Source organism: Yimella radicis, from assembly GCF_054778255.1.
The window spans coordinates 72,927-96,390 of record NZ_BAAGZR010000008.1 but is presented as its reverse complement, the minus strand read 5'-3'; the positions used below and the strand labels follow the sequence as shown (position 1 = coordinate 96,390).

Genomic DNA, 23,464 nt, shown 5'->3' with positions numbered 1-23,464 from the left:
CCTCGGCCCATGCGAATCGGGCTGACCGGCGGGATCGGATCGGGTAAATCGACGGTGTCGAAACTGCTCGCGGAACATGGTGCCGTGATCGTCGACGCCGACGCGATCGCTCGCGAGGTGGTCGAGCCGGGGACACCGGGGCTGGGCCTGATCCGTGAAGAGTTCGGGGACGAAGTCATCACCGCGGACGGAGTACTCGACCGTCCTGCGCTCGGCGCGATCGTGTTCGCCGACAGCGAACGGCGTCGAGCCCTGGAGGCCATCACGCACCCGCTCATCGCGGAACGGACCGCCGAGCTGTTCGCCCGAGCGCCGGCGGATGCGGTGGTCGTGCACGATATGCCGCTGTTGGTCGAACTCGGTCAGACGGACGGCTATCACCTGATGGTGATCGTCGACGTGCCCGAGGAGGTCCGACTGGACCGGCTGGTGGAGCAGCGTGGGATGAATCGCGAGGACGCGCAAGCCCGGGTCGACGCGCAGGCCACCGATGCGCAGCGTCGCGCGGCGGCGGACGTGTTGCTCGACAACTCCGGTTCCCCCGAGGAGCTGCACACGTCCGTGAATTCGCTGTGGGAGAACCGGATTCGGCCCTACGCAGACAACCTCACCGCCGTACGCGGCGTGCGGCGTCCGGACAGCGTCACCATTCGCGAACCGGATCCCGAATGGGCCGAGCAGGGGCGCCGCTGGTGCGCCCGCCTCGCGCACCAACTTTCGGCAGCAGGGATGAGCGAGGTGCAGGTCGATCACATCGGGTCGACGTCGGTGCCCGGGCTGGCCGCGAAGGACGTCATCGATCTTCAGATCCAGGTGCCCGATCTTGCTGTGGCACAGAGCGATTCGTTCGTTGGAGCACTATGGGGAGCAGGCGTCGTCGAGGTGCGTTCGAACCACGATGCGCCCCAACCGTGGGCGCCGGATCCCGAGCAGTGGCGCAAGTTCTACGCCAACGGCGCCGACCCGGCGCAGGTCGTGCACGTCCACATCAGGACCAACGGCGGTCCTGCTGCGACGGCGGCCTTGCAGTTCCGTGACTGGCTCCGCGCGAACGACGAGGAGCGGGACGCGTACGCCGAGATGAAGCGAGCCGTGGCCGCTGAACACCCAGGCGGCACGCAGGAGACCAAGCAGGACTACGTCCAGGCCAAGGAGCCGTGGTTCGCCGAAGCACTGCCGAAGGCGCGGGCGTGGGCGCAGACGTCCGGATGGAGGATGCCCGGCTAAGCCGCCTTGGCGCGCCGCGTGCGGTCGAGCCACTGCACGATCGGCGTGGCCGCCATGCCGTGCACGATCACCGACAGAGCCACCGTGAAGCCGGCGATCGACCAGAGTTCGGCCCCGTTGTCGACCTTGGCGTGCGAGGACGCGTAGGCGAGGTAGTAAAGCGTGCCGATGCCTCGCACGCCGAGGAAGGAAGTGGCCAATCGTTCGCGCGGCCCGAGCACTCCGTCGCCCGCTCGATCGACCTTGTGCGGAGTCCACAGCGCTACCCAGGCGGTCACCGGCCGGATGACGAAGATGAGCAGCACCCCGACGAGCGCCCCGGCCCAGGTCAGGTGCGCCAACATCCCGTCAGTCAGTGCGGCCCCCAGCATCAGCAGCACGAGCAAGGTGAACAGGTGTTCCAGCCGGTCGATTACGCCGTGCATGTGTTGGTGGTACTCGTGCGTTCGATCGCTCGCGCGCATGCACAGCGCGCACACGAAGACCGAAAGAAAGGCCCAGCCGTGCACCAGTTCGCCCAGGCCGTACGCGATCAGTGGGGCGGCGACGATCAGCAGCGGATCACCGATGTCGGCGAATCGGACGCTTCGCGGTGCCCGAAAGGCCAACTTGCCGAGCAGCGTGCCGACGACCCATCCCACGAACACTCCGATGAGCGTTCGCCCCACCAGTTCCCACGCGATCCAGGACGGCGCCCATGACCAGACCGACCCCGCCCCGAGCAGGGAGAGTCCGGCGACGACGAACGGGAAGGCGGCACCGTCGTTCAGGCCGGCCTCCGACGTAAGCGCGAAGCGCATCTCGTCGTCCTCGTCCAGACGTTCCTCGTCGTCGACGTCGACCGTCGGACCTTCGACCTGAACGTCCGAAGCCAACACCGGGTCGGTGGGTGCAAGTGCGGCGGCGAGCACGAGCGCGGCGCCCGGCACGAGACCGGCGAGCCACCAGCCCAGGACGGCCGTGACCGCGATCGCCAGTGGCATGGCGATGAAGATCAACCGCCAGGTGCTGTTCCACCTCTTCCACGTCTCACGACTGCGCTGCAACGGGCGGTCGAGGGCCAGGCCCACGCCGGTGAGTGCGATGACGATCGTGATCGTGGTGATCTGTTCGGTCAGCGCCGGGTGCTTCATCGGGTCCAGACTCACGCCGTCCGGCAGCGGGAGCATCCCGGCGGCCAGCCCGATCGTGAGCAACACGATCGGGCTGGAGATCGCCCGGTTGGCCGTGATGCGGGGCAGCAGCAGACCGACGAAGAGGGCGATTCCGATGATCAGATATGCAGCTGCGATGTAGGTGGACGCACTCATGCGGGACGCAGCTGATCGGTCATCGGATCAGTCTGTCAGGTATGCCTCCTGCGTCCGTTCGAACGCAGCGAGCAAACCGGTGTACGCCTTGGGGTGGGGGGCGGTGCGAGCTCTTCTGCCGTCATCCGGGCGACGCTCGGTGGGCCATCAGGTGGATGGTGAGGTCGGTGCTCAGGACGTTGTCATCCTGCTTGTCGGTGCCGCGTCGTACGGTTGTTCCATGCGCCCGACCACCGATCTGCAACGCAGAGTCGCCCCGTTCGAAGTCGTCTCCGAGTTCTCCCCGAGCGGCGACCAGCCGACCGCGATCGCAGACCTCACCAAGCGGATCAACGCTGGGGAGCAGGACGTCGTCCTGCTGGGTGCGACGGGCACCGGTAAGTCGGCCACCACCGCCTGGTTGATCGAGCAGGTGCAACGGCCGACGTTGGTGATGGCACCGAACAAGACGCTCGCCGCGCAGTTGGCCAACGAATTCCGAGAACTGTTGCCGCACAACGCAGTCGAGTACTTCGTGTCGTACTACGACTACTACCAACCTGAGGCCTACATCCCGCAGACCGATACCTACATCGAGAAGGACTCCTCGATCAACGACGAGGTCGAGCGGTTGCGACACAGCGCTACCAACTCGCTGCTGACGCGTCGCGACGTCGTCGTGGTCGCGTCCGTCTCCTGCATCTACGGTCTGGGCACTCCACAGGAATACGTCGATCGCATGGCCCGGCTCAAGGTGGGTCAGCAACTCGACCGTGACGACCTGCTGCGACGGTTCGTGCAGATGCAGTACACCCGCAACGACCTCGCGTTCAGCCGTGGCACGTTCCGGGTGCGTGGGGACACCGTCGAGATCATCCCGGTCTACGAGGAGCTCGCGGTGCGCATCGAGTTCTTCGGCGACGAGATCGAGCGGCTGTACACGCTGCATCCGCTCACCGGCGAGGTGATGCGCGAAGAGGACGAGATGTACGTCTTCCCGGCTTCGCACTACGTCGCCGGACCGCAGCGGATGGAGCGCGCGATCGGCACGATTGAGAGCGAACTCGAACAACGCCTGGCGCAGTTCGAGAAGCAGGGCAAACTGCTCGAGGCGCAACGACTTCGGATGCGCACCACCTACGACATCGAGATGATGCGGCAGGTCGGTTCGTGCTCCGGGATCGAGAACTACTCCCGGCACATCGACGGCCGTGCGCCGGGCACCGCGCCGAACACCTTGCTCGACTACTTTCCCGAGGACTTCCTGCTGGTCATCGACGAGTCGCACCAGACGGTGCCGCAGATCGGTGCGATGTTCGAGGGCGACATGTCGCGCAAGCGGATGCTGGTCGACCACGGCTTCCGGTTGCCCAGCGCGATGGACAACCGTCCGCTGAAGTGGGAGGAGTTTCTGGAGCGCATCGGACAGACCGTCTACCTGTCGGCGACGCCGGGCGACTACGAGATGGCGAAGTCCGACGGTTACGTCGAGCAGGTGATCCGACCGACCGGATTGGTCGACCCGCAGATCATCCTCAAGCCGACCAAGGGCCAGATCGACGACCTGCTGCACGAGATTCGTGAGCGCACGGCAAAGAACGAACGCGTGCTGGTGACGACGTTGACCAAGAAGATGGCCGAGGACCTCACCGACTACCTGTTGGAGAAGGACGTCCGGGTGCGGTACCTGCACTCCGAGGTCGACACGCTGCGGCGCGTGGAGTTGCTGCGCGAGCTACGACTGGGTGAGTTCGACGTGCTGGTGGGTATCAACCTGCTCCGTGAGGGCCTCGACCTCCCGGAGGTTTCGCTGGTCAGCATCCTGGACGCCGACAAGGAGGGCTTCCTGCGGTCGACACGCTCACTGATCCAGACGATCGGTCGCGCGGCTCGCAACGTGTCGGGCCAGGTGCACATGTACGCCGACAAGATCACTCCGTCGATGCAGGACGCCATCGACGAGACCCAGCGACGGCGCGACAAGCAGGTCGCCTACAACAAGGAACACGGAATCGACCCGACTCCGTTGCGGAAGAAGATCGCCGACATCACCGACATGCTGCAGCGAGAGGACGCCGACACCGATGCCCTACTCGGCAGCGGTCGTACTCAGTCGCGGGGCAAGGGCCGCGGTGGTCGCGGTGCTGCGGCCGCCGACGCCGAGGTCGCCGGTGCAGGCAAGGCGGCGAACATGCCGGCGGCGGAGTTGGCGCAATTGATCCAGGAACTGACCGAGCAGATGCACCAGGCAGCCTCCGACCTGCACTTCGAGCTGGCCGCACGGCTGCGAGACGAACTGTCCGACCTCAAGAAAGAACTGCGTCAGATGACGGCGGCGACCAGCTGAAGTCGATGATGACTTGGTGGCCGGCGGTGGTGGTGGAAGTCCGTCGATGACCACCAACTCACCGGCGGCCACCAACCTGAGCGGAAAACTCGGTGAGATGCATCTGCGAGGCGCAGACGGAATCGACAAAGGAGTTAGGTCGGGTTTCTGCTGAGGTCGTCAGCTGGTGGGGGAGCTACGCCGGCTACCCCATGGACCGCGCGGGTGGGACGATTTCATAGGGTGAGACCGTGTCCGAGAACCTCACCACCACGCACCCCTCCGCCAAACTCTTCAAGGTCGCAGCCGTCCTCGAAGCACTGTCCTGGATCGGTCTACTGACCGGGATGTTCTTCAAGTGGATCCTCGAGACCACCGAGAAGGGCGTGCAGATCATGGGACCGATCCACGGTGGGATGTTCGTGCTCTACGTGATCAGCTGCCTGTGGGTGGCGATGGTGCACAAGTGGACGCCCAAGCACCTGCTCCTCGGCCTGGTCAGCGCCGTACCGCCGCTGATGACGCTCTGGTTCGAGAAACACGCCGAGCGTCACGGCCTGCTGGGCGGCGCCGCAGCCGACACCCCTCGGGTCTGATCAGCCGCCGTCCTGAGGCTCGGCGGAGCGACGGCGACTCATCACCGTCACGCTCGCGAGCACGACGAGCGACATCCCGAGGAGTTGGATCGGGCTGAGCGTCTGCGACAACACCACCAGACCGGCGAGCGCAGCGACGGCGGGTTCGAGGCTCAGCAACACTCCGAAAACCCCGGCCGACATCCGGGCGAGAGCCAGGAGCTCGAGGCTGTACGCGATCAGTGACGAGAGCATCGCGATGCCCAGACCCTTGAGCAGGATTGCCGGCTCCAACAACGTCGTGCCGGCCGTGGCGAAGCCGAGGGGCAGCAGCACGACGCTCCCGAGCGCCAGCGCGATGGCCAGTCCGTCCAACTGTGCGAAGCGCACGGCCGTGCGTACGCCTGCCAGGATGTACAGCGCCCACATAGCGCCGGCGAGCAACGCGAACACGATGCCGACGAGGTCGAGTTCCGACCACGGCGTCCACAAGGCTCCCGAGATCAGGACGACTCCGATCGCGGCGGCCAGGACGGCGATCAGATCGCGGCCCTTGCGGGACAGCACCGCCGCCAGCACGAGCGGTCCGACGAACTCGATCGTCACCGCCACACCGATCGGCAACCGGGCCAGCGACTCGTAGAAACTGAGGTTCATCAACGCGAGTGCGGCCGCGTACACGCCGACGATGCGCCAATCCGATGCCGTGCGTCCGCGCAAGCGTGGGCGCACAACAGGCCACAGCACCAGTGCCGAGATCACCATGCGAAGCGCAACCGTGCCCGGTGCTCCCACCTGCGGGACGAGCGTCGCGGCGAGCGCGCCGCCGAACTGCACCGACACGACCGCGGAGAGGACCAGGACGACCGGGGGCACCCGATCGACGGACGAGCCGATGGACGTTCGGCTCAACGGGTGATGCGTCCGGCTCCGACGAGGGTCCGCAAGCGATCCTCGCCGAGGTCCTCCTCGACGACGCGGGCACCCGACTCGGGGGCGTGCAACATGAAGCCGGGCCGGATCACGATGCCGACGTGGTGGACGTGCTTGCCGGGGTGGGCGAAGAAGTAGAGGTCACCCTCGCGCACCTGATCCAGTTCCACCGGTTCGGCCGCGAGTTGCTGGTCGCCGGCGTCACGGGGCACGACAACGCCGAAGCTGCGCGCGCTGAAATGCACCAGACCCGAGCAGTCGAGGCCGGCGGGGGACAGGCCACCCCAGAGGTAGCCCAGGCCGAGGTACTTACGCGCCTCGGCGACGAACTCCTTCGCATCGAGACGGTCAGGGGACGCCGTTTGCGGCTGCTGCGGGGCGTCGCGGCTCAGGTGCGCGCGCCGTACCCAGCCCTCGTAAGGCTGCAGCGACTTGCCTGCCGGTTGGAGCGGACAGGTCACCCGCACCCACCCGTCGAGTTCCTCGCGAACCTCGACCGGTTCACCGTGCAGCACTTCGGAGTCGAGTCGGTCCAACAGCCCGACGCGACTGTCGTGATGGTCGACCGGGTGCTGATCCATCGCGGCGAGCCAGCCGGTGTGGTCCGGATCGTCCTGCAGCGCAGGGGAATCCACAGCTCTGGGTGCCTCCGGCGAACGCCACAGCCCGGCGACCGGGACGGCCACCCATGCCTCACCAACCACGGTTCCTCCACTCGTCCAGGGACGGACGCTCGGTGCCGATCGTGGTGTCGTCACCGTGACCGGGGTAGACCCACGTCTCGTCGTCGAAGCGTCCGAACAAACGCTCCTCGACGTCGCCGATCAACTGCGGGAATGACTGGTAGTCATAGTGATTCGTCGCCCCGACCCCGCCCGGGAACAGCGTGTCGCCGGAGAAGAGGTGGCTGTGCCCGTCGGCATCGGTGAACGAGAAGGCGATCGACCCAGGGGTGTGCCCACGCAGGTGGGCGCAGTCGATCCTCAGGTCGCCGACCTCGATCGTGTCGCCGTCCGACAGACGGGTCGTCGTGGGTTGTTCGATCGCATCCGCATCGTCGGCGCCGGCGTAGGTCGGGACATCGAGTGCGTCGACGGCGTCGGCCAAGGCCCCGGTGTGGTCCTGGTGACGGTGGGTGGTCGCAATACCGACGACGTTGACCCCTGACACCATCTGCTGCAGTTTGGGCCAGTCGGCTGCGGCGTCGATGAGCAGGGCGTCGCCCGTCGCTTTCGACTCGATCACATAGGCGTTGTTGCCCATCGATCCGACGTTGCGTTTGTGGATGCGAGCATTGCCGACATCTCGGATCTGGACGTTGCCGCCCGGCTGCACCTTGCCGTCGTAACGGGTCATCGTTTCCTTCGCTTGCTGTCGATCGAACGGCACTGCCCCGGGCCGCTCGCGATCACACTATGCCGGACGCGTGCCTGCCGTTGTGGCCGCAGCCTCCTTCTCCGCCCGGGCGAGTTCGACGGCGGCGCCGACGAGGGTGAGGTGACTGAATGCCTGCGGGAAGTTGCCGACCATCCGGTCGTTGTCGACGTCGTACTCCTCGGCGAGCAGACCGACGTCGTTGCAGAGGCCGACCAGTCGCTGCATCAATCGGTGTGCGTCGTCCAGGCGGCCCGCCTTGGCGTACGCCGACACCAGCCAGAAGGAGCAGGCCAGGAACGGGTGTTCGTCGCCGGGGAGTCCGTCGACGCCGGCTTCGGTGCGGTAGCGCAACAACAGTCCATCCCGCATCAGGTCCTGCTCGATGCGCTCGATGGTGCCGAGCACCTTCGGGTCGTCGCCCGGCAGGAAGCCCACCAACGGGATCAGCAGCAGGCTCGCGTCGACCTCGGTGGTGCCGTAGTGCTGCACGAAGGAGTTGATGTCGCTGTTGAACCCGCGCTCCATGATCTCGGCACGAACACGGTCGCGCAGTTCGCGCCAGTGCTTCACCGGGCCATCGGCGCCGTGGTCCTCGACCGCACTGATCGCACGGTCGAACGCCGCCCAGACCATCACCCGCGAGTGAGTGAAGTGCCGTAGCGGACCGCGGATCTCCCACAGCCCGTTGTCGGCCTGGTCCCAGTGTTCGGCGAGGTCCTCCACCAGAGCGCGCTGGACTGCCCAGGATCGTTCGGACTCCGTCAGGCCCATCGTCCGGGCGTCCTCCAGCGCGATCATTACCTCGCCCAGGACATCCGTCTGACGTTGGTCGACCGCGCCGTTGCCGATCCGTACCGGTTTGGAGTCTGCGTAACCGGGCAGGTGGTCGAGTTCTCGCTCGGGGAGTTCACGTCCGCCGTCGACCGCGTACATGATCTGCATGTCCTCGGGGTCACCGGCGATCGCGCGGATCAACCAATCGCGCCACAGGTCGGTGGCCTCGACGAAACCGGCGGCGAGCAGTGCCTCCAGCGTGAGCGCTGCGTCGCGCAGCCAGCAGTAGCGGTAATCCCAGTTGCGTACCCCGCCGAAGTCCTCCGGCAGGCTCGTCGTCGGAGCGGCCACGATGCCACCGCGACGGGTATCGGTGAGCAGCCGAAGGACGAGCAGCGATCGCACGACCGCGTCTTCGTACGGGCCCTCGTAGGTGCAGGCCGAAGCCCACGCCTCGGAGGTGGCGAAGGTCTTCGCGACCCGCGCTTCGACATCGGTCGGGGGCGGGATCGGCTTCCACGACGCGTGCCAGTTCATGACGAACTCCTCGCGGTCACCGGCCCGCATCGTCCACCGGTCGCGGTGCGTGCCGTCCTCGGCCTGTGGGCCGCGCGAACTGCGCAGCACCAGCATGTCGGGGCCGGCGATCGCGATGAGCGCGTCCTGGTCGGGTTCGAGGTTGGGGTGGTGCGACACCCAGGGGCGGGTGCGTCCGTAGTTGAAGCGGACGATCCACTCGTGCTGCATCTCGACCTCGCCCTCGATGCAGTCGACGATCCGGACGAGGTCGGCGCGTTCCATGCCGAGCGGCATGAGGTCGGTGATCTTGACGATCCCGGTCGCAGTGCGGTGTGTGGTCTCGAGGATCGAGGTGTTGCCGACGTACCGACGTGTGGCCTCGGACGGACCGAACGGTCGCAACAGCCAACGACCGTGTTCGGGGGTGCCGAGCAGATTGGTGAAGCAGGAGCCGCTGTCGAACCGGGGGAGGCAGAGCCAGTCGATCGAACCGAACCGGCTCACCAGTGCGGCGGTCTCGGTGTCGCCGATGATCGCGTAGTCCTCGATCGGGGTGTGAGCGGGTTCGCGAGCGCGTTCGACGCCTACCGGCAGGTCTTCGAGCATCGCGCCAGACTAGATCAACGGCGCGGCTGCCTCGGGAACCGCGCCGTTGCCTGTTCGTGCTCGTCAGCCGAGGCCCGCGAAGTCCTGGGTCTTGGCCGCACCGCAGGTGACATCGGTGATGACCAATCCGTACTGCTGCGCCATGAGTCGCCAGGGGTTCAAGCGGAGCGCAAACACAGCGCGGCGCCATCGGTGAGAACGTGACGCAGTCGTTCGGCTCGCGAAGCGGAGGTTGTCGGTGGCGCGGCTTAGCATTGCGGTCGTGCCTGCACAGACCCCTTCGAACGCTTCCGCCCGCCCCACGCACGATCATCTTCGGATCAGTGGTGCGCGCGAGCACAACCTCAAGAACATCAGTGTCGACCTGCCCCGCGACAGTCTCGTCGTGTTCACCGGCCTGTCCGGCTCGGGCAAGTCGTCGCTGGCTTTCGACACGATCTTCGCCGAGGGCCAGCGCCGCTATGTCGAGTCCCTGTCGGCGTACGCGCGTCAGTTCCTCGGCCAGATGGACAAGCCGGACGTCGATTTCATCGAGGGCCTGTCGCCCGCGGTGTCGATCGATCAGAAGTCCACCAACCGCAACCCGCGCTCGACGGTCGGCACCATCACCGAGGTCTACGACTACCTGCGTCTGCTGTATGCGCGTGCCGGTCGCCCGCACTGCCCGATCTGCGGCGAGCCGGTCGGTCGCCAGACCCCGCAGCAGATCGTCGACCAGTTGATGCAGCTGCCCGACCGCACCAAGTTCCAGGTGTTGGCGCCGGTGGTGCGCGAGCGCAAGGGCGAGTACCTCGACCTGTTCGCCGAACTGCAGGCCAAGGGCTACTCGCGCGCCCGAGTCGACGGCGAGGTGGTCACCCTCTCCGAGGCGCCGAAGCTGGAGAAGCAGAAGAAGCACTCCATCGATGTCGTCGTCGACCGCTTGGTCGCCAAGGGACCGGACGACCGCACCGGTAAGCAGCGACTCACCGACTCCATCGAGACCGCACTCGGTCTCGCCGGCGGCATCGTGCTCATCGAGTTCGTCGACAAGGAGGCCGGCGACCCGGAGCGCGAGCGCCGCTTCTCCGAGAAGATGGCGTGCCCGAACAACCACCCGCTCGGCATGGACGAGATCGAGCCGCGGTCGTTCTCCTTCAACAGCCCGTTCGGTGCCTGCCCTGCGTGCACCGGTCTGGGCACCGAACTCGAGGTCGACCCCGAACTGGTCGTGCCCGACGAGGACAAATCGATCGCCGAGGGTGCGATCCTGCCGTGGACGACCAGCGGCACGTCGAGCGACTACTTCACCCGAGTGATCGGCGCGCTGGGCAAGGATCTCGGGTTCTCCCTGGACACGCCCTGGCGCGCGTTGCCCCAGCGGGCGCAGGAAGCGCTGCTGCACGGCCAGAACTACAAGGTGCACGTGAAGTTCCGGAACCGCTACGGTCGCGAGCGCTCGTACACGACCGGGTTCGAGGGCGTCGTCCCGTTCATCAAGCGCCGGCACAGTGAGACCGAATCCGACTGGAGCCGCGACAAGTACGAGGGCTACATGCGTGAGGTCCCGTGCCCGACGTGCAAGGGGTCGCGCCTCAAGCCCGAGACGCTTGCGGTCACCGTCGGCGGGCATTCCATCGCCGAGGTGTGTGCGCTGCCGATCTCGGAGTCCGCTACCTTCCTCGAGAGCGTCGACTTCACGCCCCGCGAGCGGCAGATCGCCGAGCAGGTGATCAAGGAGATCAACGCGCGGCTGGGCTTCCTGCTGGACGTCGGACTCGACTACCTGTCGCTCGACCGTCCTGCCGCGACGCTGAGCGGGGGTGAGGCACAACGAATTCGGCTCGCCACGCAGATCGGATCCGGTCTGGTCGGGGTGCTGTACGTGCTCGACGAGCCGTCCATCGGTCTGCACCAGCGCGACAACCACCGGTTGATCGAGACGCTCACCCGCCTACGCGATCTCGGCAACACGCTGATCGTGGTGGAACACGACGAGGACACGATCGCCACCGCCGACTGGGTCATCGACATCGGTCCGGGGGCGGGCGAGCACGGCGGCGAGGTCGTGCACGCCGGATCGGTCAAGGATCTGCTCGCCAACAAGAAGTCGATCACCGGCGACTACCTGGCCGGTCGCCGCCAGATCGAGACGCCCGCAGTGCGTCGTCCGCAGGACGGCCGCACGGTCGTCGTCCGCGGCGCCCGCGAGCACAATCTGCAGAACGTCGACGTGTCGATCCCGCTCGGCAATCTCGTTGCTGTCACAGGCGTTTCGGGCTCCGGCAAGTCCACGTTGGTCAACGAGATCCTCTACAACGTCCTGGCCAACCAACTCAACGGAGCGCGCCACGTCCCGGGGCGTCACCGCACGGTCGAGGGCCTGGACGAACTCGACAAAGTGGTGCACGTCGACCAGAGCCCGATCGGCCGCACGCCGCGCAGCAACCCGGCCACCTACACCGGTGTGTTCGACAACATCCGCAAACTGTTCGCCGAGACCACCGAGGCGAAGGTGCGCGGCTACATGCCCGGCCGGTTCTCCTTCAACGTCAAGGGCGGTCGCTGCGAGGCTTGCTCGGGTGACGGCACGCTCAAGATCGAGATGAACTTCCTGCCCGACGTCTACGTGCCGTGCGAGGTCTGCCACGGGGCGCGGTACAACCGCGAGACGCTCGAGGTGCACTTCAAGGGCAAGACGATCGCCGAGGTGCTGGACATGCCGATCGAGGAGGCGAAGGACTTCTTCGCCGCGGTGCCCGCCATTGCCCGGCACATGAACACGCTGGTCGACGTGGGACTCGGTTATGTCCGTCTCGGACAGCCGGCACCGACGCTGTCCGGCGGTGAAGCACAGCGCGTGAAGCTCGCCTCCGAACTGCAGAAGCGATCGACCGGCCGCACGATCTACGTGCTCGACGAGCCGACCACCGGTCTGCACTTCGAGGACATCCGCAAGCTGCTACTCGTGCTGCAGGGTCTGGTCGACAAGGGCAACACGGTGGTGGTCATCGAGCACAACCTCGACGTCATCAAGTCGGCCGACTGGCTCGTCGACATGGGTCCCGAGGGCGGTTTCCGCGGTGGCACCGTCGTCGCCGAGGGCACGCCCGAGGACGTCGCCGAGGTCGCCGAGAGCCACACCGGCCGATTCCTCAAGCCGCTGCTCGCCGCGTCCGGCGCTGCTCGTCCGTCGCAGACCCGGTCGGCCAGTTCCTCGAGCAAGGTCCTGACCAAGCCGGCGACGAAGAAGGCTGCGCCCAAGAAGTCACCGGTGAAGAAGGCGGCCACGAAGAGGACGACCACGAAGGCCACCTCGAAGAAGTAGGCGAATTCACAGGTCGCGCGGGCTGTTGCCCGGTCAACCCTTTTGTCAGGATGGGCAAACACTCCGACGACTGGGGGTAGCGATGACCGACAAGAAGCCCTTCGACGAGGACCGACGCTCGGTTCTTCGCGGTATGAGCATCGTGGCTGCAGCCGGCGGCCTGGCCGCGTGCAGCAAGGAGGACCAGGAGGCGGCGAAGGCCACCGCGTCCGATCTCGGCGCGAAGGCGAGTTCCGGCGCCGGAGAGGTTTCGCAGAGCGCGTCCTCGGTCGCCGCCGACGCAGCGGTGATCCCGAAGTCGCAGGTGCCGGTCGGCTCCGGATTCGTCGACAAGGCGAAGTTGGTCGTCGTCAGTCAGCCGTCCGAAGGCCAGTTCAAGGCGTTCAGCAACATCTGCACGCACCAGAAGTGCCCGATGACCAAGATCGACGGTGACCAGATCAAATGCGCCTGCCACGGCAGCGCCTTCTCCCTGGCCGACGGCTCGGTGAAGAACGGTCCCGCCGAGAAGCCGTTGGACGAGAAGAAGGTCAGCGTGGAGGGCGACAACCTCAAGGTGACCTGAGACCTCCTTGTTCGGCAGACCACCCCACCGACGCGCAGACGCCTCGGTGGGGTGGTCTGCGATGTCGGTGGCCCTCCTTAGAGTGGATACGTGGCCAACCCCTCCTCCTACCGACCGAAACCGGGCGACATCCCGATCGACCCGGGTGTCTACCGCTTCCGCGACAAGGACGGACGGGTCATCTACGTCGGCAAGGCGAAGTCTCTGCGCAGCAGGCTGTCCTCCTATTTCCAGGACATCACCGCCCTTCACCCGCGCACCCGGACGATGGTCACCACCGGCGCATCGGTCGAGTGGACGGTCGTCCGCAACGAGGTCGAGGCCCTGCAACTGGAGTACTCCTGGATCAAGGAGTTCGACCCGCGGTTCAACGTCAAGTACCGCGACGACAAGTCCTACCCCTATCTCGCGGTGACGATGGGCGAGGAGTTCCCGCGTGCTCAGGTGATGCGCGGCGCCAAACGCAAGGGCACTCGCTACTTCGGTCCGTACGCCCACGCCTGGGCGATCCGGGAGACCCTCGACCAGCTGCTGCGGGTCTTTCCGATCCGCACCTGCAGCAGCGGTGTGTTCAAGCGGGCCGGCCAGGTGGGTCGTCCGTGCCTGCTGGGTTACATCGAGAAGTGCTCGGCGCCGTGTGTCGGCGACGTCAGCGCCGAAGAACACCGGGAGATCGCGGAAGAGTTCTGCGACTTCATGGACGGCAACACCACGCGCTTCGTCAAACGCCTCGAGCAACAGATGAACCAGGCGTCCGCCGACCTCGACTACGAGACCGCCGCGCGGCGCCGCGACGACATCATGGCGTTGCGAAAGTCGTTGGAGCACAGTGCGGTTGTGCTCGGCGACTCCACCGACACCGACGTCTTCGGCATGGCCGACGACGACCTCGAAGCAGCCGTCCAGGTCTTCCACGTGCGTGGTGGTCGCGTCCGCGGCCAGCGTGGCTGGGTCGTCGACAAGGAGGCCGAGGGCGATGTGGGGCTCGCGGACGTCGTCGAACGCCTGCTACAGCAGGTGTACGGCGAGGAGAGCGGCCAAGGTCTTCCGCGCGAGGTGCTCGTGCCGGTGTTGCCGACCGACGCCGACGCGATGAGCGAATGGCTCACCGAACGACGCGGCGCGCAGGTCTCCCTGCGGGTGCCGCAGCGTGGCGACAAGAAGACGCTGATGGAGACGGTCACCCGCAACGCCACCCAATCGCTGGCCAGGCACAAGGTCGCGCGCGCCGGCGATCTCACCGCGCGCAGCAAGGCGCTGGAGGAGTTGCAGGAGTACCTCGATCTCGGTCAGGCGCCGCTGCGCATCGAGTGTTACGACATCAGCCACGTCCAGGGCACGAACGTCGTCGCCGGCATGGTCGTGTTCGAGGACGGTCTGCCGCGCAAGGGGGAGTACCGCAAGTTCCTGGTGCGCGGCACGCCCACCGAGTCCGGCGAACTCCGCCTCGACGACACCGCCGCCATGGACGAGGTGCTCACCCGCCGCTTCAAGCGTTACCTGTCCGATCGGCAGGATGCCGGCGACGTCGAGCTCGGTGACGTGGACGACGAGGAGATGACCTCCGGTCCGATCGACGAGACGACCGGCAGACCGCGACGGTTCGCCTACCCGCCCCAACTCGTGGTCGTCGACGGCGGCAAGCCGCAGGTGACCGCGGCCGTCCGCGCCCTGCGCGCCCTCGGCATCGACGACATCCCGGTGGTCGGGTTGGCCAAACGACTGGAGGAGGTCTGGGTCGAAGGCGATGACTTCCCGGTCATCCTGCCGCGCACCAGCGAGGGTCTCTACCTGCTGCAACGGGTCCGCGACGAGGCTCACCGGTTCGCGATCAGCTTCCATCGGCAACGCCGCAGCAAGTCGATGACCGTCTCCGCGCTCGATGAGATTCCCGGGCTCGGTGAAGTGAAACGCAAGGCGCTGCTGAAGAAGTTCGGGTCGGTGAAGAAGATCCGTACGGCCACCACCGCCGAGATCGAACAGGTCGAGGGGATCGGTCCTCGACTTGCGGAGGCAATCTCCTCCCGTCTGCGCCAAGATGAGAGTGCGCCGTCGGTCAACGTGACCACGGGCGAAGTCCTGGACTAGGAGCAGTAGGAACGCATGACTGACTCGACCGCACCCACGGCCGACCACGACGACGTCGGCGAGAGCCCTGCCGACAAGAACGAGTTCCTGATTCTCACCGGCATGAGCGGTGCAGGACGCACCTCCGCGGCGAACGTCCTGGAGGACGCCGGCTGGTACGTCATCGACAACCTCCCGCCGCAGATGCTGTCCGCGATGGCCGAGCTCCTGGCCGGCGGTCAGGCCCGCAAGCCGGCCAAGCTGGCGGCCGTGGTCGACATCCGAGCCCGCACCTTCTTCACCGATTTCCGAGACGGGCTCGACCGGCTGCGCGACGGCGGATGGCGTCCGGCGGTGCTCTTCCTCGACGCGACCGACGAGGCGCTCGTGCGCCGCTTCGAGTCGGTACGCCGTCCCCACCCGTTGCAAGGGGAGGGACGTCTGCTCGACGGTATCCAGTCCGAGCGTGCGGCGCTGGGGGAGTTGCGCGCCACCTCCGATGTTCTGATCGACACCAGCGGCCTCAACGTGCACCAGCTGACTGCGAAGGTGAAGCAGTTCCTCGGTCCGGACGGCACCGAGGTCAGGATGCGCGTGGCCGTCCTGTCGTTCGGGTTCAAGTACGGCATCCCGCTGGATGCCGACATCGTCCTGGACATGCGCTTCCTGCCCAACCCGTTCTGGAACCCCGACCTGCGGCCGCTCACCGGTCAGGACGCGGTCGTCTCCGACTTCGTGCTGTCCCAGCCGGGTGCCGCCGAGTTCCTCGACCGCGCGGAGGCGATGCTCGAGCCGATGCTGCAGGGCTACCTGCGAGAGGGACGCAGCTATGTGACGATCGCGTTCGGCTGCACCGGCGGAAAACACCGTTCGGTCGCGATGGCCGAGGCGTTGCGCGGCCGGTTGGACGACGTCCCCGGGCTGCGTGCCGTGGTGGTGCACCGCGATCTGGGGCGCGAGTGAGCGGCCGCCCCAGGGTCGCCGCACTCGGCGGGGGCCACGGCCTGTCGGCTTCGCTGCAGGCGCTGCAACTGGTCACCGACCGGATCACCGCGATCGTGACGGTCGCCGACAACGGTGGCTCGAGCGGACGCTTGCGCGAGGAGTTCGACATCCTTCCGCCCGGTGACCTGCGCATGGCACTCACTGCCTTGTGTGACTCCACCGAGTGGGGCCTGCAGTGGCGGGACGCGTTGCAGCACCGGTTCGCCGGCGACGGTCCGCTCGGCGGGCATGCCCTCGGCAACCTGATCATCGCCTCGCTGTGGGATTTGCGCGGCGACCCGGTCTCCGGTCTCGATTTCGTCGGTCGCCTGCTGGGAGCGCGTGGCCGCGTGCTGCCGATGTCGACCGAGCCCCTCGAGATCCGCGCGATGGTGCAGGGCGCCGAGCCGGGTTCGGACGAGGTCACCGAGGTCGTCGGTCAGGTGCAGGTCGCCACGACACCGGGACGCGTTCAGTCGATCCGGCTGTTGCCCGACCCCCCGCTGGCGTGCCGCGAGTCGCTCGACGCCGTCCATGACGCGGACTGGGTGGTGCTCGGTCCGGGCTCCTGGTTCACCTCTGTGATGCCGCACCTCGCGGTGCCCGATCTGCGCGAGGCGCTGGTACAGACCCGCGCCCGCCGGTTGCTGACCCTCAACGTCGTCAACAGTGGTGAGACCGAGGGCTTCACCGCCGCCAACCACCTCGAGGTGATGGTCGCTCACGCCCCCGAACTCCACTTCGACGCCGTGCTCGCCGACGCCGAGGCGGTGGTGGGTCAGGAAGACCTCCTACGCCGCGCGGCCGAGTCCGTCGGGGCGGAACTGATCCTCAAATCGGTTGCCAACCGTCACCACTCGAGCACACACGACGTACTGTTGCTCGCTGCTGCCTATCGAGACATCCTCGGCTGACCTTGCCGACGGACCTGAATCGAACCTGAGGGACGCTGCCCAGTTCGGCCACGAGCCGGTCTGGACAGCGGTGAGAGGATTGCCGCCATGGCGATGACATCCGCGGTCAAGGACGAACTGAGCCGGTTGCCGGTCACGAAGACCTGTTGCCGCAAGGCGGAGGTCTCCGCGATCCTGCGTTTCGCGGGAGGTCTGCACATCGTCGGTGGTCGCATCGTCATCGAGGCGGAGCTCGACACCGCGAATGCCGCCCGCCGGTTGCGTCGCGACATCGCCGACCTCTACGGGCAGGTGCCCGACGTCGTCGTGATGAGCGCCGGCGGCATCCGGCGCACCAGCCGCTACGTGGTCCGGGTCAGCCATGACGGTGAGGCCCTGGCCCGCCAGACGGGGCTCATCGACAACCGGGGCCGCCCCGTCCGGGGCCTGCCGCCGCGCGTGGTCAACGGCGCGATCTGCGACGCCGAAGCGGCGTGGCGCGGGGCGTTCCTGGCTCACGGTTCGCTTACCGAACCCGGACGCTCGTCGGCGCTCGAGGTCACCTGCCCCGGGCCGGAGGCCGCGCTGGCGCTCGTCGGGGCCGCTCGCCGGCTGGGTATCGCCAGCAAGGCACGCGAGGTGCGCGGCGTCGACCGTGTGGTGATCCGCGACGGCGACGCGATCAGCCAACTTCTGACCCGACTGGGCGCGCACGACTGTGTGCTGTCCTGGGAGGAGCGCCGGATGCGCCGCGAGGTGCGCGCGACCGCCAACCGCCTGGCCAACTTCGACGATGCCAACCTGCGTCGCTCGGCGCGTGCCGCGGTCGCCGCCGGGGCACGGGTGGAGCGGGCGCTGGAGATCCTCGGCGACGAGGTGCCCGAACATCTCGCACATGCGGGCCGACTGCGGCTGGAGCACAAGCAGGCCAGTCTCGAGGAGTTGGGCCAACTGTCCCAGCCCACGATGACCAAGGACGCCGTCGCCGGACGCATCCGCCGTCTGCTGGCCATGGCCGACAAGAAGGCCGAGGAGATGGGCATCGAGGGCACCGAGGCCGGCTTGACCCCGGACATGCTCGACGGCGAGTGAGTGCGTCTCACGACTCGTTCCGCCTGCTGATTTCCGGTGCGGCCTGATTGCAGTTACTTCCCGGTCATCCCATAGGGTCGAAGGTGACACCTCGTGAGGTTCTCGCAGCACTGGATCCTCTCGGGGGAGCCCGTCCGTAAGTTCGGATACCGCCTCCCAGAAAGGGATGTTTCACTGTGACCGTCCGCGTAGGAATCAATGGCTTCGGCCGCATCGGCCGCAACTTCTTCCGGGCCGTGGTGGCCTCGGGTGCTGACGTCGAGGTGGTGGCCGTCAACGACCTCACCGATAACAAGACGCTCGCCCACCTGCTCAAGTACGACTCGATCCTCGGACGCTTCGACGGCGAGGTGACCTATGACGACGAGTCGATCACCGCCGATGGCAAGAAGATCCGTGCCTTCGCCGAGAAGGACCCGGCCAACCTGCCGTGGAAGGACCTCGGAGTCGACGTCGTCGTCGAGTCCACCGGTTTCTTCACCGACGCCGAGAAGGCCAAGGCGCACCTGGACGCAGGCGCCAAGAAGGTCATCATCTCCGCCCCGGCGAAGAACGAGGACATCACGATCGTGATGGGTGTGAACGACGACAAGTACGACCCGAAGTCGCACAACATCATCAGCAACGCCTCCTGCACCACCAACTGCCTGGCGCCGATGGCGAAGGCCCTGAACGACTCGATCGGTATCGAGAAGGGCTTGATGACCACCATCCACGCCTACACCCAGGACCAGAACCTGCAGGACGGCCCGCACAAGGACCTGCGCCGCAGCCGCGCGGCAGCCCTGAACATGGTGCCGACCACCACCGGCGCGGCCAAGGCCGTCGCCCTGGTGCTGCCGGAACTGAAGGGCAAGCTGGACGGTTACGCGATGCGCGTGCCGACCCCGACCGGCTCGGCCACCGACCTCACCTTCGAGGCTTCCAAGGAGGTCACCGTGGAGGAGGTCAACGCTGCGGTGAAGAAGGCCGCCGAGGAAGGCCCGCTCAAGGGTTACCTGGTCTACACCGAGGACGAGATCGTCTCCAAGGACATCGAGACCGACCCGGCGTCCTGCATCTTCGACGCCGGCCTGACCAAGGTCACCGGCAACATGGTCAAGGTCGTCGGTTGGTACGACAACGAGTGGGGTTACTCCAACCGCCTCGTCGACCTCGTCGAGCTCGTCGGCAAGGACCTCTGAGCCGATGCGCACGATCGATGACCTGGGCGACCTCTCGGGCAAGAAGGTGCTGCTGCGCAGCGACCTCAACGTCCCGCTGGACGGCAAGAAGATCGGCGACGACGGACGCATCCGCGCCTCGGTGCCGACGATCAAGAAGCTGACCGAGCAGGGCGCTCAGGTCATCGTGTGTGCGCACCTCGGCCGCCCGAAGGGCGAGCCGGAGGACAAGTACTCGCTCGCACCCGTCGCCGAGCGCCTCGCCGAATTGCTCGGCAGCTCCGTCGAATTCGCCACCGACACGGTGGGGGAGTCGGCGAAGGAGAAGGTCGAGGCGATGAAGGACGGCGACGTCGTCCTGCTGGAGAACCTGCGCTTCAATGCGGGTGAGACCAGCAAGAACGAGGCGGAGCGCGGCAAGTTCGCCGACGAACTCGCGAGCCTCGCAGACGTTTTCGTCAGCGATGGGTTCGGTGTGGTGCACCGCAAGCAGGCGTCCGTCTACGACGTGGCGCAGAAGCTGCCGCACGGCGCCGGCGACCTGGTGCAGGACGAGGTGAAGGTGCTCGAGCGTCTCACCAAGGACCCCGAGAAGCCGTACGCGGTCGTGCTCGGTGGCGCCAAGGTCAGCGACAAGCTCGGCGTGATCGACAACCTGCTCAAGACCGCCGACATGCTCGTCATCGGTGGTGGCATGGTCTTCACCTTCCTCGCGGCCCAGGGTCACGAGGTCGGCAAGAGCCTGCTGGAGAAGGACCAGATCGACACCGTGAAGGGCTACCTGGAGCAGGCGCAGAAGGACGGCGTCGAGATCGTGCTGCCCACCGACGTCGTCGCGGCCACCGAGTTCTCGGCGGACGCCGACCACGAGGTCGTCGCTGCTGACGCGATCCCGTCCGACCGGATGGGGCTGGACATCGGACCGGAGTCGGCGAAGGTCTTCGCCGAGAAGGTGAAGTCGGCCAAGACGGTCTTCTGGAACGGCCCGATGGGCGCGTTCGAGATGGAGCCGTACGCGGCCGGCACCAAGGAGCTCGCGGGCGCGCTCGTCGAGGCGACCAAGAACGGCGCGCTCACCGTCGTCGGTGGCGGCGACTCTGCGGCTGCCGTCCGTCAGCTCGGTTTCGAGGACTCCGACTTCACGCACATCTCCACCGGTGGTGGCGCGAGCCTGGAGTACCTCGAGGGCAAGGAACTGCCCGGCCTGGCCGTGCTCGAAAGCTGAGGAACCCGAACCAAAACGCCTGAGGCGGTGGGCGATTCGATCGTCCGCCGCCTCACGCTTCTACCGAAGGAATCGAAGTGGCAGATACCCGCACTCCGCTCATCGCCGGCAACTGGAAGATGAACCTCGACCACCAGCAGGGCACCGTGCTGGTGCAGAAGTTGGATTGGACGCTGCGCGACGGCAAGCACAACTACGACGAGGTCGAGGTCGCGATCATCCCGCCGTTCACCGACCTGCGCTCGGTGCAGACGCTGATCGACGGCGACAAGCTCAAGCTGAAGCTCGGGGCACAGGATCTCAGCCCGCACGACGAAGGCGCCTACACCGGCGACATCGCCGGGGTGTTCCTGAAGAAGCTCAGCTGCACCTACGTGGTCGTGGGTCACTCCGAGCGTCGTGAGTACCACGACGAGACCGACGAGGTCGTGGCAGCGAAGGTGAAGGCCGCCTACAAGAACGATCTGACCCCGATCCTGTGCGTCGGCGAGAAGCTCGAGACCCGCAAGGCCGGCGAGCAGGTCGAGTTCGTTCTCGGGCAGGTGCGTGCCGCCCTCGACGGGCTGGCCGCGACGTCCGTCGAGTCGATCGTCATCGCCTACGAACCCGTATGGGCGATCGGCACCGGCGAGGTCGCGACCCCGGGCGACGCCCAGGAGGTCTGCTCGGCGATCCGTGGTGAGCTCGCGAAGCTGTACGACCAGAAGCTAGCCGACGGCGTCCGCGTCCTTTACGGCGGCTCGGTGAAGTCGGGCAATGTCGCCTCGATCATGGCGGAGGCCGATGTCGACGGTGCGCTCGTCGGCGGCGCGAGCACCGACCCGGTCGAGTTCGCCACCATCTGCCGGTACAAGCAGCACCACGGCGGCGGCAGCTGAGCACCGTCGGCCTGCGGTAACGCGTACGCCGACCCGGCCATCACGGCGGGTCGGCGTACGGCTGCTCGGAGCGGCCACGTCCATGCCGTAAAGTTGGACGGGTTGTCGCCGTTCGACGACTGACGATGTTCCCGACGAAGGTGAGTTCCCGACGTGGATGCGGTGCGGATCGCGTTGCAGGCGGTGGTCGTGCTCAGCAGCCTGTTCCTGGTGCTGTTGATCCTCATGCACAAGGGCAAGGGCGGTGGCCTGTCCGACATGTTCGGCGGCGGTGTCAGCAGCAACCTCGGCGGCTCCTCGGTCGCCGAGAAGAACCTCAATCGCCTCACGGTGATCGCCGGTCTGACCTGGATCACGGCGATCGTCGGGCTGGGGCTCGTCGCACGCTTCAGCGCCTAAGCACCAGAAGGAGAACGATCGTGGCAGGTGGAAACGCAATCCGGGGTAGCCGAGTCGGCGCCGGACCCATGGGCGAAGCGGAGCGCGGCGAGTCCGCACCCCGAGTCGTCATCTCGTACTGGTGCTCCAACGGGCACGAGACCAAGCCGAGCTTCGCGCAGGAGCCGGGCATGGTCGTGCCGGAGCAGTGGGACTGCCCGCGCTGCGGTTTCCCGGCCGGTCAGGACCAGGAGAACCCTCCTTCTCCGCCGAAGGCCGAGCCGTACAAGACACACCTGGCCTACGTGAAGGAGCGTCGTAGCGACGCCGAAGGCGCCGTCATCCTGGACGAGGCGCTGGAGACCTTGCGCAACCGCGGTCTGATCAAGTAGCTCGAACGACGATGCCGCCCGAACCACGGTTCGGGCGGCATCGTCGTTTCCGGGGGCCTCTCATAACCGGTTGCAGCGCCGGCGCACCTACTCGACCACCGGGATCAGCTTTGCTCGACCTTCGAGGCTGCTGCGGTGTCGAGCCACCAGGTCGTGCTCACCTGGCCGCCGACGACGGAGGCCGGGCACTCCATCGGGTCGCTGGAACTGAAGGCAGTCGCGACGGCGTCCGCCTTGTCTTCGCCGGCCACCATGAGCCAGACCTCGCGCGCCTCCGCGAGCGCGGGGAAAGTGAGGCTGAGGCGAGTGGGCGGCGGCTTCGGGGCATCCTGCACCGCAACGACGGTGACCCGGTCGACCAACTGGTCGCGGTGGCCGGGGAACAAGGACGCGACGTGACCGTCCGGCCCGACGCCGAGCATCAGGACGTCGATGGTCGGCATCTGAGGCTTCTCCGGCAGACCGACCGCAGTCACGTCGGTGAACTCCGCCAGCTCCTGAGCGTATGCCTCGGCTCCCGCGGCAACGTCACCGTCATCGCTCGAGGGCATGCGATGCACGTTGTTCGCTGGGACGCCCAGCTTCTTCAGACCCGCGTCGTCCGCCTGCTTGTCGTTGCGGTCGTCGTCGTCGGCGGGCACGAAACGTTCGTCGCCCCACCAGATGTGCACGCGCGTCCAGTCGCGCTCGTCGTCGGCGCGGGCGACCCAGGCCTTCATGAGTTCCTGGCCCATGGAGCCGCCGGTCAGCGCGATGTGCGCGTTCCGTCCGCGTCGCAGTGCCGCGTCGACCGCCTGCTCGAGGGCTCCGGCGATCGCCGCTGCCAGTTCATTCTTGTCGGGACGGATCTCGATCGTGCGGTCGCTCACGGCGCTCCTCGTTGTGCGTGCGGGG

Annotated in this window: 20 protein-coding genes; 14 read left to right on the top strand and 6 right to left on the bottom strand. The window is 66.8% G+C overall.

Features of this window, described 5'->3' with window-relative positions; genetic code table 11:
* Positions 1 to 9 precede the first annotated feature (9 nt).
* Positions 10 to 1,227 (top strand): dephospho-CoA kinase, encoded by a 1,218-nt coding sequence (coaE, locus tag ACYU8W_RS06480; RefSeq protein WP_499467625.1) that lies wholly within the window; start codon positions 10 to 12, stop codon positions 1,225 to 1,227.
* Here coaE and ACYU8W_RS06475 read toward each other — a convergent pair.
* Complete coding sequence (locus ACYU8W_RS06475) at positions 1,224 to 2,537, bottom strand: cation:proton antiporter (protein ID WP_499467623.1); 1,314 nt, start codon at positions 2,535 to 2,537, stop codon at positions 1,224 to 1,226. The genes coaE and ACYU8W_RS06475 overlap by 4 nt on opposite strands.
* Before the next feature lie 220 nt (positions 2,538 to 2,757).
* Between ACYU8W_RS06475 and uvrB the strand changes: the two genes are divergently transcribed.
* Positions 2,758 to 4,863, top strand: a complete 2,106-nt coding sequence (uvrB, locus tag ACYU8W_RS06470) for an excinuclease ABC subunit UvrB (protein WP_129625089.1) — start codon at positions 2,758 to 2,760, stop codon at positions 4,861 to 4,863.
* A 230-nt stretch (positions 4,864 to 5,093) separates the two neighbouring features.
* Positions 5,094 to 5,438 (top strand): DUF3817 domain-containing protein, encoded by a 345-nt coding sequence (locus ACYU8W_RS06465; RefSeq protein ID WP_129625095.1) that lies wholly within the window; start codon positions 5,094 to 5,096, stop codon positions 5,436 to 5,438.
* On the opposite strand, the gene ACYU8W_RS06460 is transcribed toward ACYU8W_RS06465, so the two are convergent.
* From ACYU8W_RS06460 to ACYU8W_RS06445, 4 genes are read right to left on the bottom strand one after another with little or no spacing between them, the layout of a single operon-like run.
* Positions 5,439 to 6,329: an EamA family transporter gene (locus ACYU8W_RS06460; protein ID WP_499467620.1), complete on the bottom strand. Its 891-nt coding sequence runs from the start codon at positions 6,327 to 6,329 to the stop codon at positions 5,439 to 5,441. It abuts the gene before it with no gap.
* Positions 6,326 to 6,985: a C40 family peptidase gene (locus tag ACYU8W_RS06455; protein ID WP_499467618.1), complete on the bottom strand. Its 660-nt coding sequence runs from the start codon at positions 6,983 to 6,985 to the stop codon at positions 6,326 to 6,328. Before ACYU8W_RS06455 ends, ACYU8W_RS06460 begins: the two co-directional genes overlap by 4 nt.
* A gap of 58 nt (positions 6,986 to 7,043) precedes the next feature.
* Complete coding sequence (locus tag ACYU8W_RS06450) at positions 7,044 to 7,706, bottom strand: MBL fold metallo-hydrolase (protein ID WP_499467616.1); 663 nt, start codon at positions 7,704 to 7,706, stop codon at positions 7,044 to 7,046.
* A gap of 57 nt (positions 7,707 to 7,763) precedes the next feature.
* The gene (locus ACYU8W_RS06445; protein ID WP_499467614.1) at positions 7,764 to 9,626 is read right to left on the bottom strand and encodes a glycoside hydrolase family 15 protein; all 1,863 of its coding nucleotides are present in this window, start codon (positions 9,624 to 9,626) and stop codon (positions 7,764 to 7,766) included.
* 262 nt (positions 9,627 to 9,888) lie between these two features.
* On the opposite strand from ACYU8W_RS06445, the gene uvrA reads away from it, so the two are divergent.
* From uvrA to ACYU8W_RS06390, 11 genes are all read left to right on the top strand, one after another.
* Positions 9,889 to 12,933, top strand: a complete 3,045-nt coding sequence (gene uvrA / locus ACYU8W_RS06440) for an excinuclease ABC subunit UvrA (protein WP_499467612.1) — start codon at positions 9,889 to 9,891, stop codon at positions 12,931 to 12,933.
* A gap of 82 nt (positions 12,934 to 13,015) precedes the next feature.
* Complete coding sequence (locus tag ACYU8W_RS06435; RefSeq protein WP_499467610.1) at positions 13,016 to 13,498, top strand: Rieske (2Fe-2S) protein; 483 nt, start codon at positions 13,016 to 13,018, stop codon at positions 13,496 to 13,498.
* A 90-nt stretch (positions 13,499 to 13,588) separates the two neighbouring features.
* Positions 13,589 to 15,586: an excinuclease ABC subunit UvrC gene (uvrC, locus tag ACYU8W_RS06430; protein ID WP_499467608.1), complete on the top strand. Its 1,998-nt coding sequence runs from the start codon at positions 13,589 to 13,591 to the stop codon at positions 15,584 to 15,586.
* Between the two features lie 15 nt (positions 15,587 to 15,601).
* Positions 15,602 to 16,528: an RNase adapter RapZ gene (gene rapZ, locus ACYU8W_RS06425; RefSeq protein WP_499467606.1), complete on the top strand. Its 927-nt coding sequence runs from the start codon at positions 15,602 to 15,604 to the stop codon at positions 16,526 to 16,528.
* The gene (locus ACYU8W_RS06420; protein WP_499467605.1) at positions 16,525 to 17,463 is read left to right on the top strand and encodes a gluconeogenesis factor YvcK family protein; all 939 of its coding nucleotides are present in this window, start codon (positions 16,525 to 16,527) and stop codon (positions 17,461 to 17,463) included. Before rapZ ends, ACYU8W_RS06420 begins: the two co-directional genes overlap by 4 nt.
* A gap of 87 nt (positions 17,464 to 17,550) precedes the next feature.
* Positions 17,551 to 18,534 carry a DNA-binding protein WhiA gene (gene whiA, locus ACYU8W_RS06415; RefSeq protein WP_129625103.1) on the top strand — a complete coding sequence of 328 codons (984 nt, stop codon included), beginning with the start codon at positions 17,551 to 17,553 and terminating at the stop codon, positions 18,532 to 18,534.
* A 176-nt stretch (positions 18,535 to 18,710) separates the two neighbouring features.
* Positions 18,711 to 19,718, top strand: a complete 1,008-nt coding sequence (gap, locus tag ACYU8W_RS06410) for a type I glyceraldehyde-3-phosphate dehydrogenase (RefSeq protein ID WP_141928654.1) — start codon at positions 18,711 to 18,713, stop codon at positions 19,716 to 19,718.
* A 4-nt stretch (positions 19,719 to 19,722) separates the two neighbouring features.
* Complete coding sequence (locus ACYU8W_RS06405) at positions 19,723 to 20,922, top strand: phosphoglycerate kinase (RefSeq protein WP_499467602.1); 1,200 nt, start codon at positions 19,723 to 19,725, stop codon at positions 20,920 to 20,922.
* Between the two features lie 77 nt (positions 20,923 to 20,999).
* On the top strand, positions 21,000 to 21,800 hold the full coding sequence (tpiA, locus tag ACYU8W_RS06400; RefSeq protein WP_499467600.1) for a triose-phosphate isomerase: 801 nt from the start codon (positions 21,000 to 21,002) through the stop codon (positions 21,798 to 21,800).
* A 153-nt stretch (positions 21,801 to 21,953) separates the two neighbouring features.
* Complete coding sequence (gene secG / locus ACYU8W_RS06395) at positions 21,954 to 22,199, top strand: preprotein translocase subunit SecG (protein WP_129625107.1); 246 nt, start codon at positions 21,954 to 21,956, stop codon at positions 22,197 to 22,199.
* 20 nt (positions 22,200 to 22,219) lie between these two features.
* Positions 22,220 to 22,570, top strand: a complete 351-nt coding sequence (locus ACYU8W_RS06390) for an RNA polymerase-binding protein RbpA (protein WP_129625108.1) — start codon at positions 22,220 to 22,222, stop codon at positions 22,568 to 22,570.
* A 104-nt stretch (positions 22,571 to 22,674) separates the two neighbouring features.
* Here ACYU8W_RS06390 and pgl read toward each other — a convergent pair whose 3' ends face one another.
* Positions 22,675 to 23,439, bottom strand: a complete 765-nt coding sequence (gene pgl, locus ACYU8W_RS06385) for a 6-phosphogluconolactonase (protein WP_499467597.1) — start codon at positions 23,437 to 23,439, stop codon at positions 22,675 to 22,677.
* Positions 23,440 to 23,464 lie beyond the last annotated feature (25 nt).

Coding starts and splice junctions, on each gene's coding strand:
- coaE (WP_499467625.1), top strand. CDS start 10: ATGCGAATCGGGCTGACCGGCGGGATCGGATCGGGTAAATCGACGGTG.
- ACYU8W_RS06475 (WP_499467623.1), bottom strand. CDS start 2,537: ATGAGTGCGTCCACCTACATCGCAGCTGCATATCTGATCATCGGAATC.
- uvrB (WP_129625089.1), top strand. CDS start 2,758: ATGCGCCCGACCACCGATCTGCAACGCAGAGTCGCCCCGTTCGAAGTC.
- ACYU8W_RS06450 (WP_499467616.1), bottom strand. CDS start 7,706: ATGACCCGTTACGACGGCAAGGTGCAGCCGGGCGGCAACGTCCAGATC.
- ACYU8W_RS06445 (WP_499467614.1), bottom strand. CDS start 9,626: ATGCTCGAAGACCTGCCGGTAGGCGTCGAACGCGCTCGCGAACCCGCT.
- ACYU8W_RS06435 (WP_499467610.1), top strand. CDS start 13,016: ATGACCGACAAGAAGCCCTTCGACGAGGACCGACGCTCGGTTCTTCGC.
- rapZ (WP_499467606.1), top strand. CDS start 15,602: ATGACTGACTCGACCGCACCCACGGCCGACCACGACGACGTCGGCGAG.
- whiA (WP_129625103.1), top strand. CDS start 17,551: ATGGCGATGACATCCGCGGTCAAGGACGAACTGAGCCGGTTGCCGGTC.
- ACYU8W_RS06405 (WP_499467602.1), top strand. CDS start 19,723: ATGCGCACGATCGATGACCTGGGCGACCTCTCGGGCAAGAAGGTGCTG.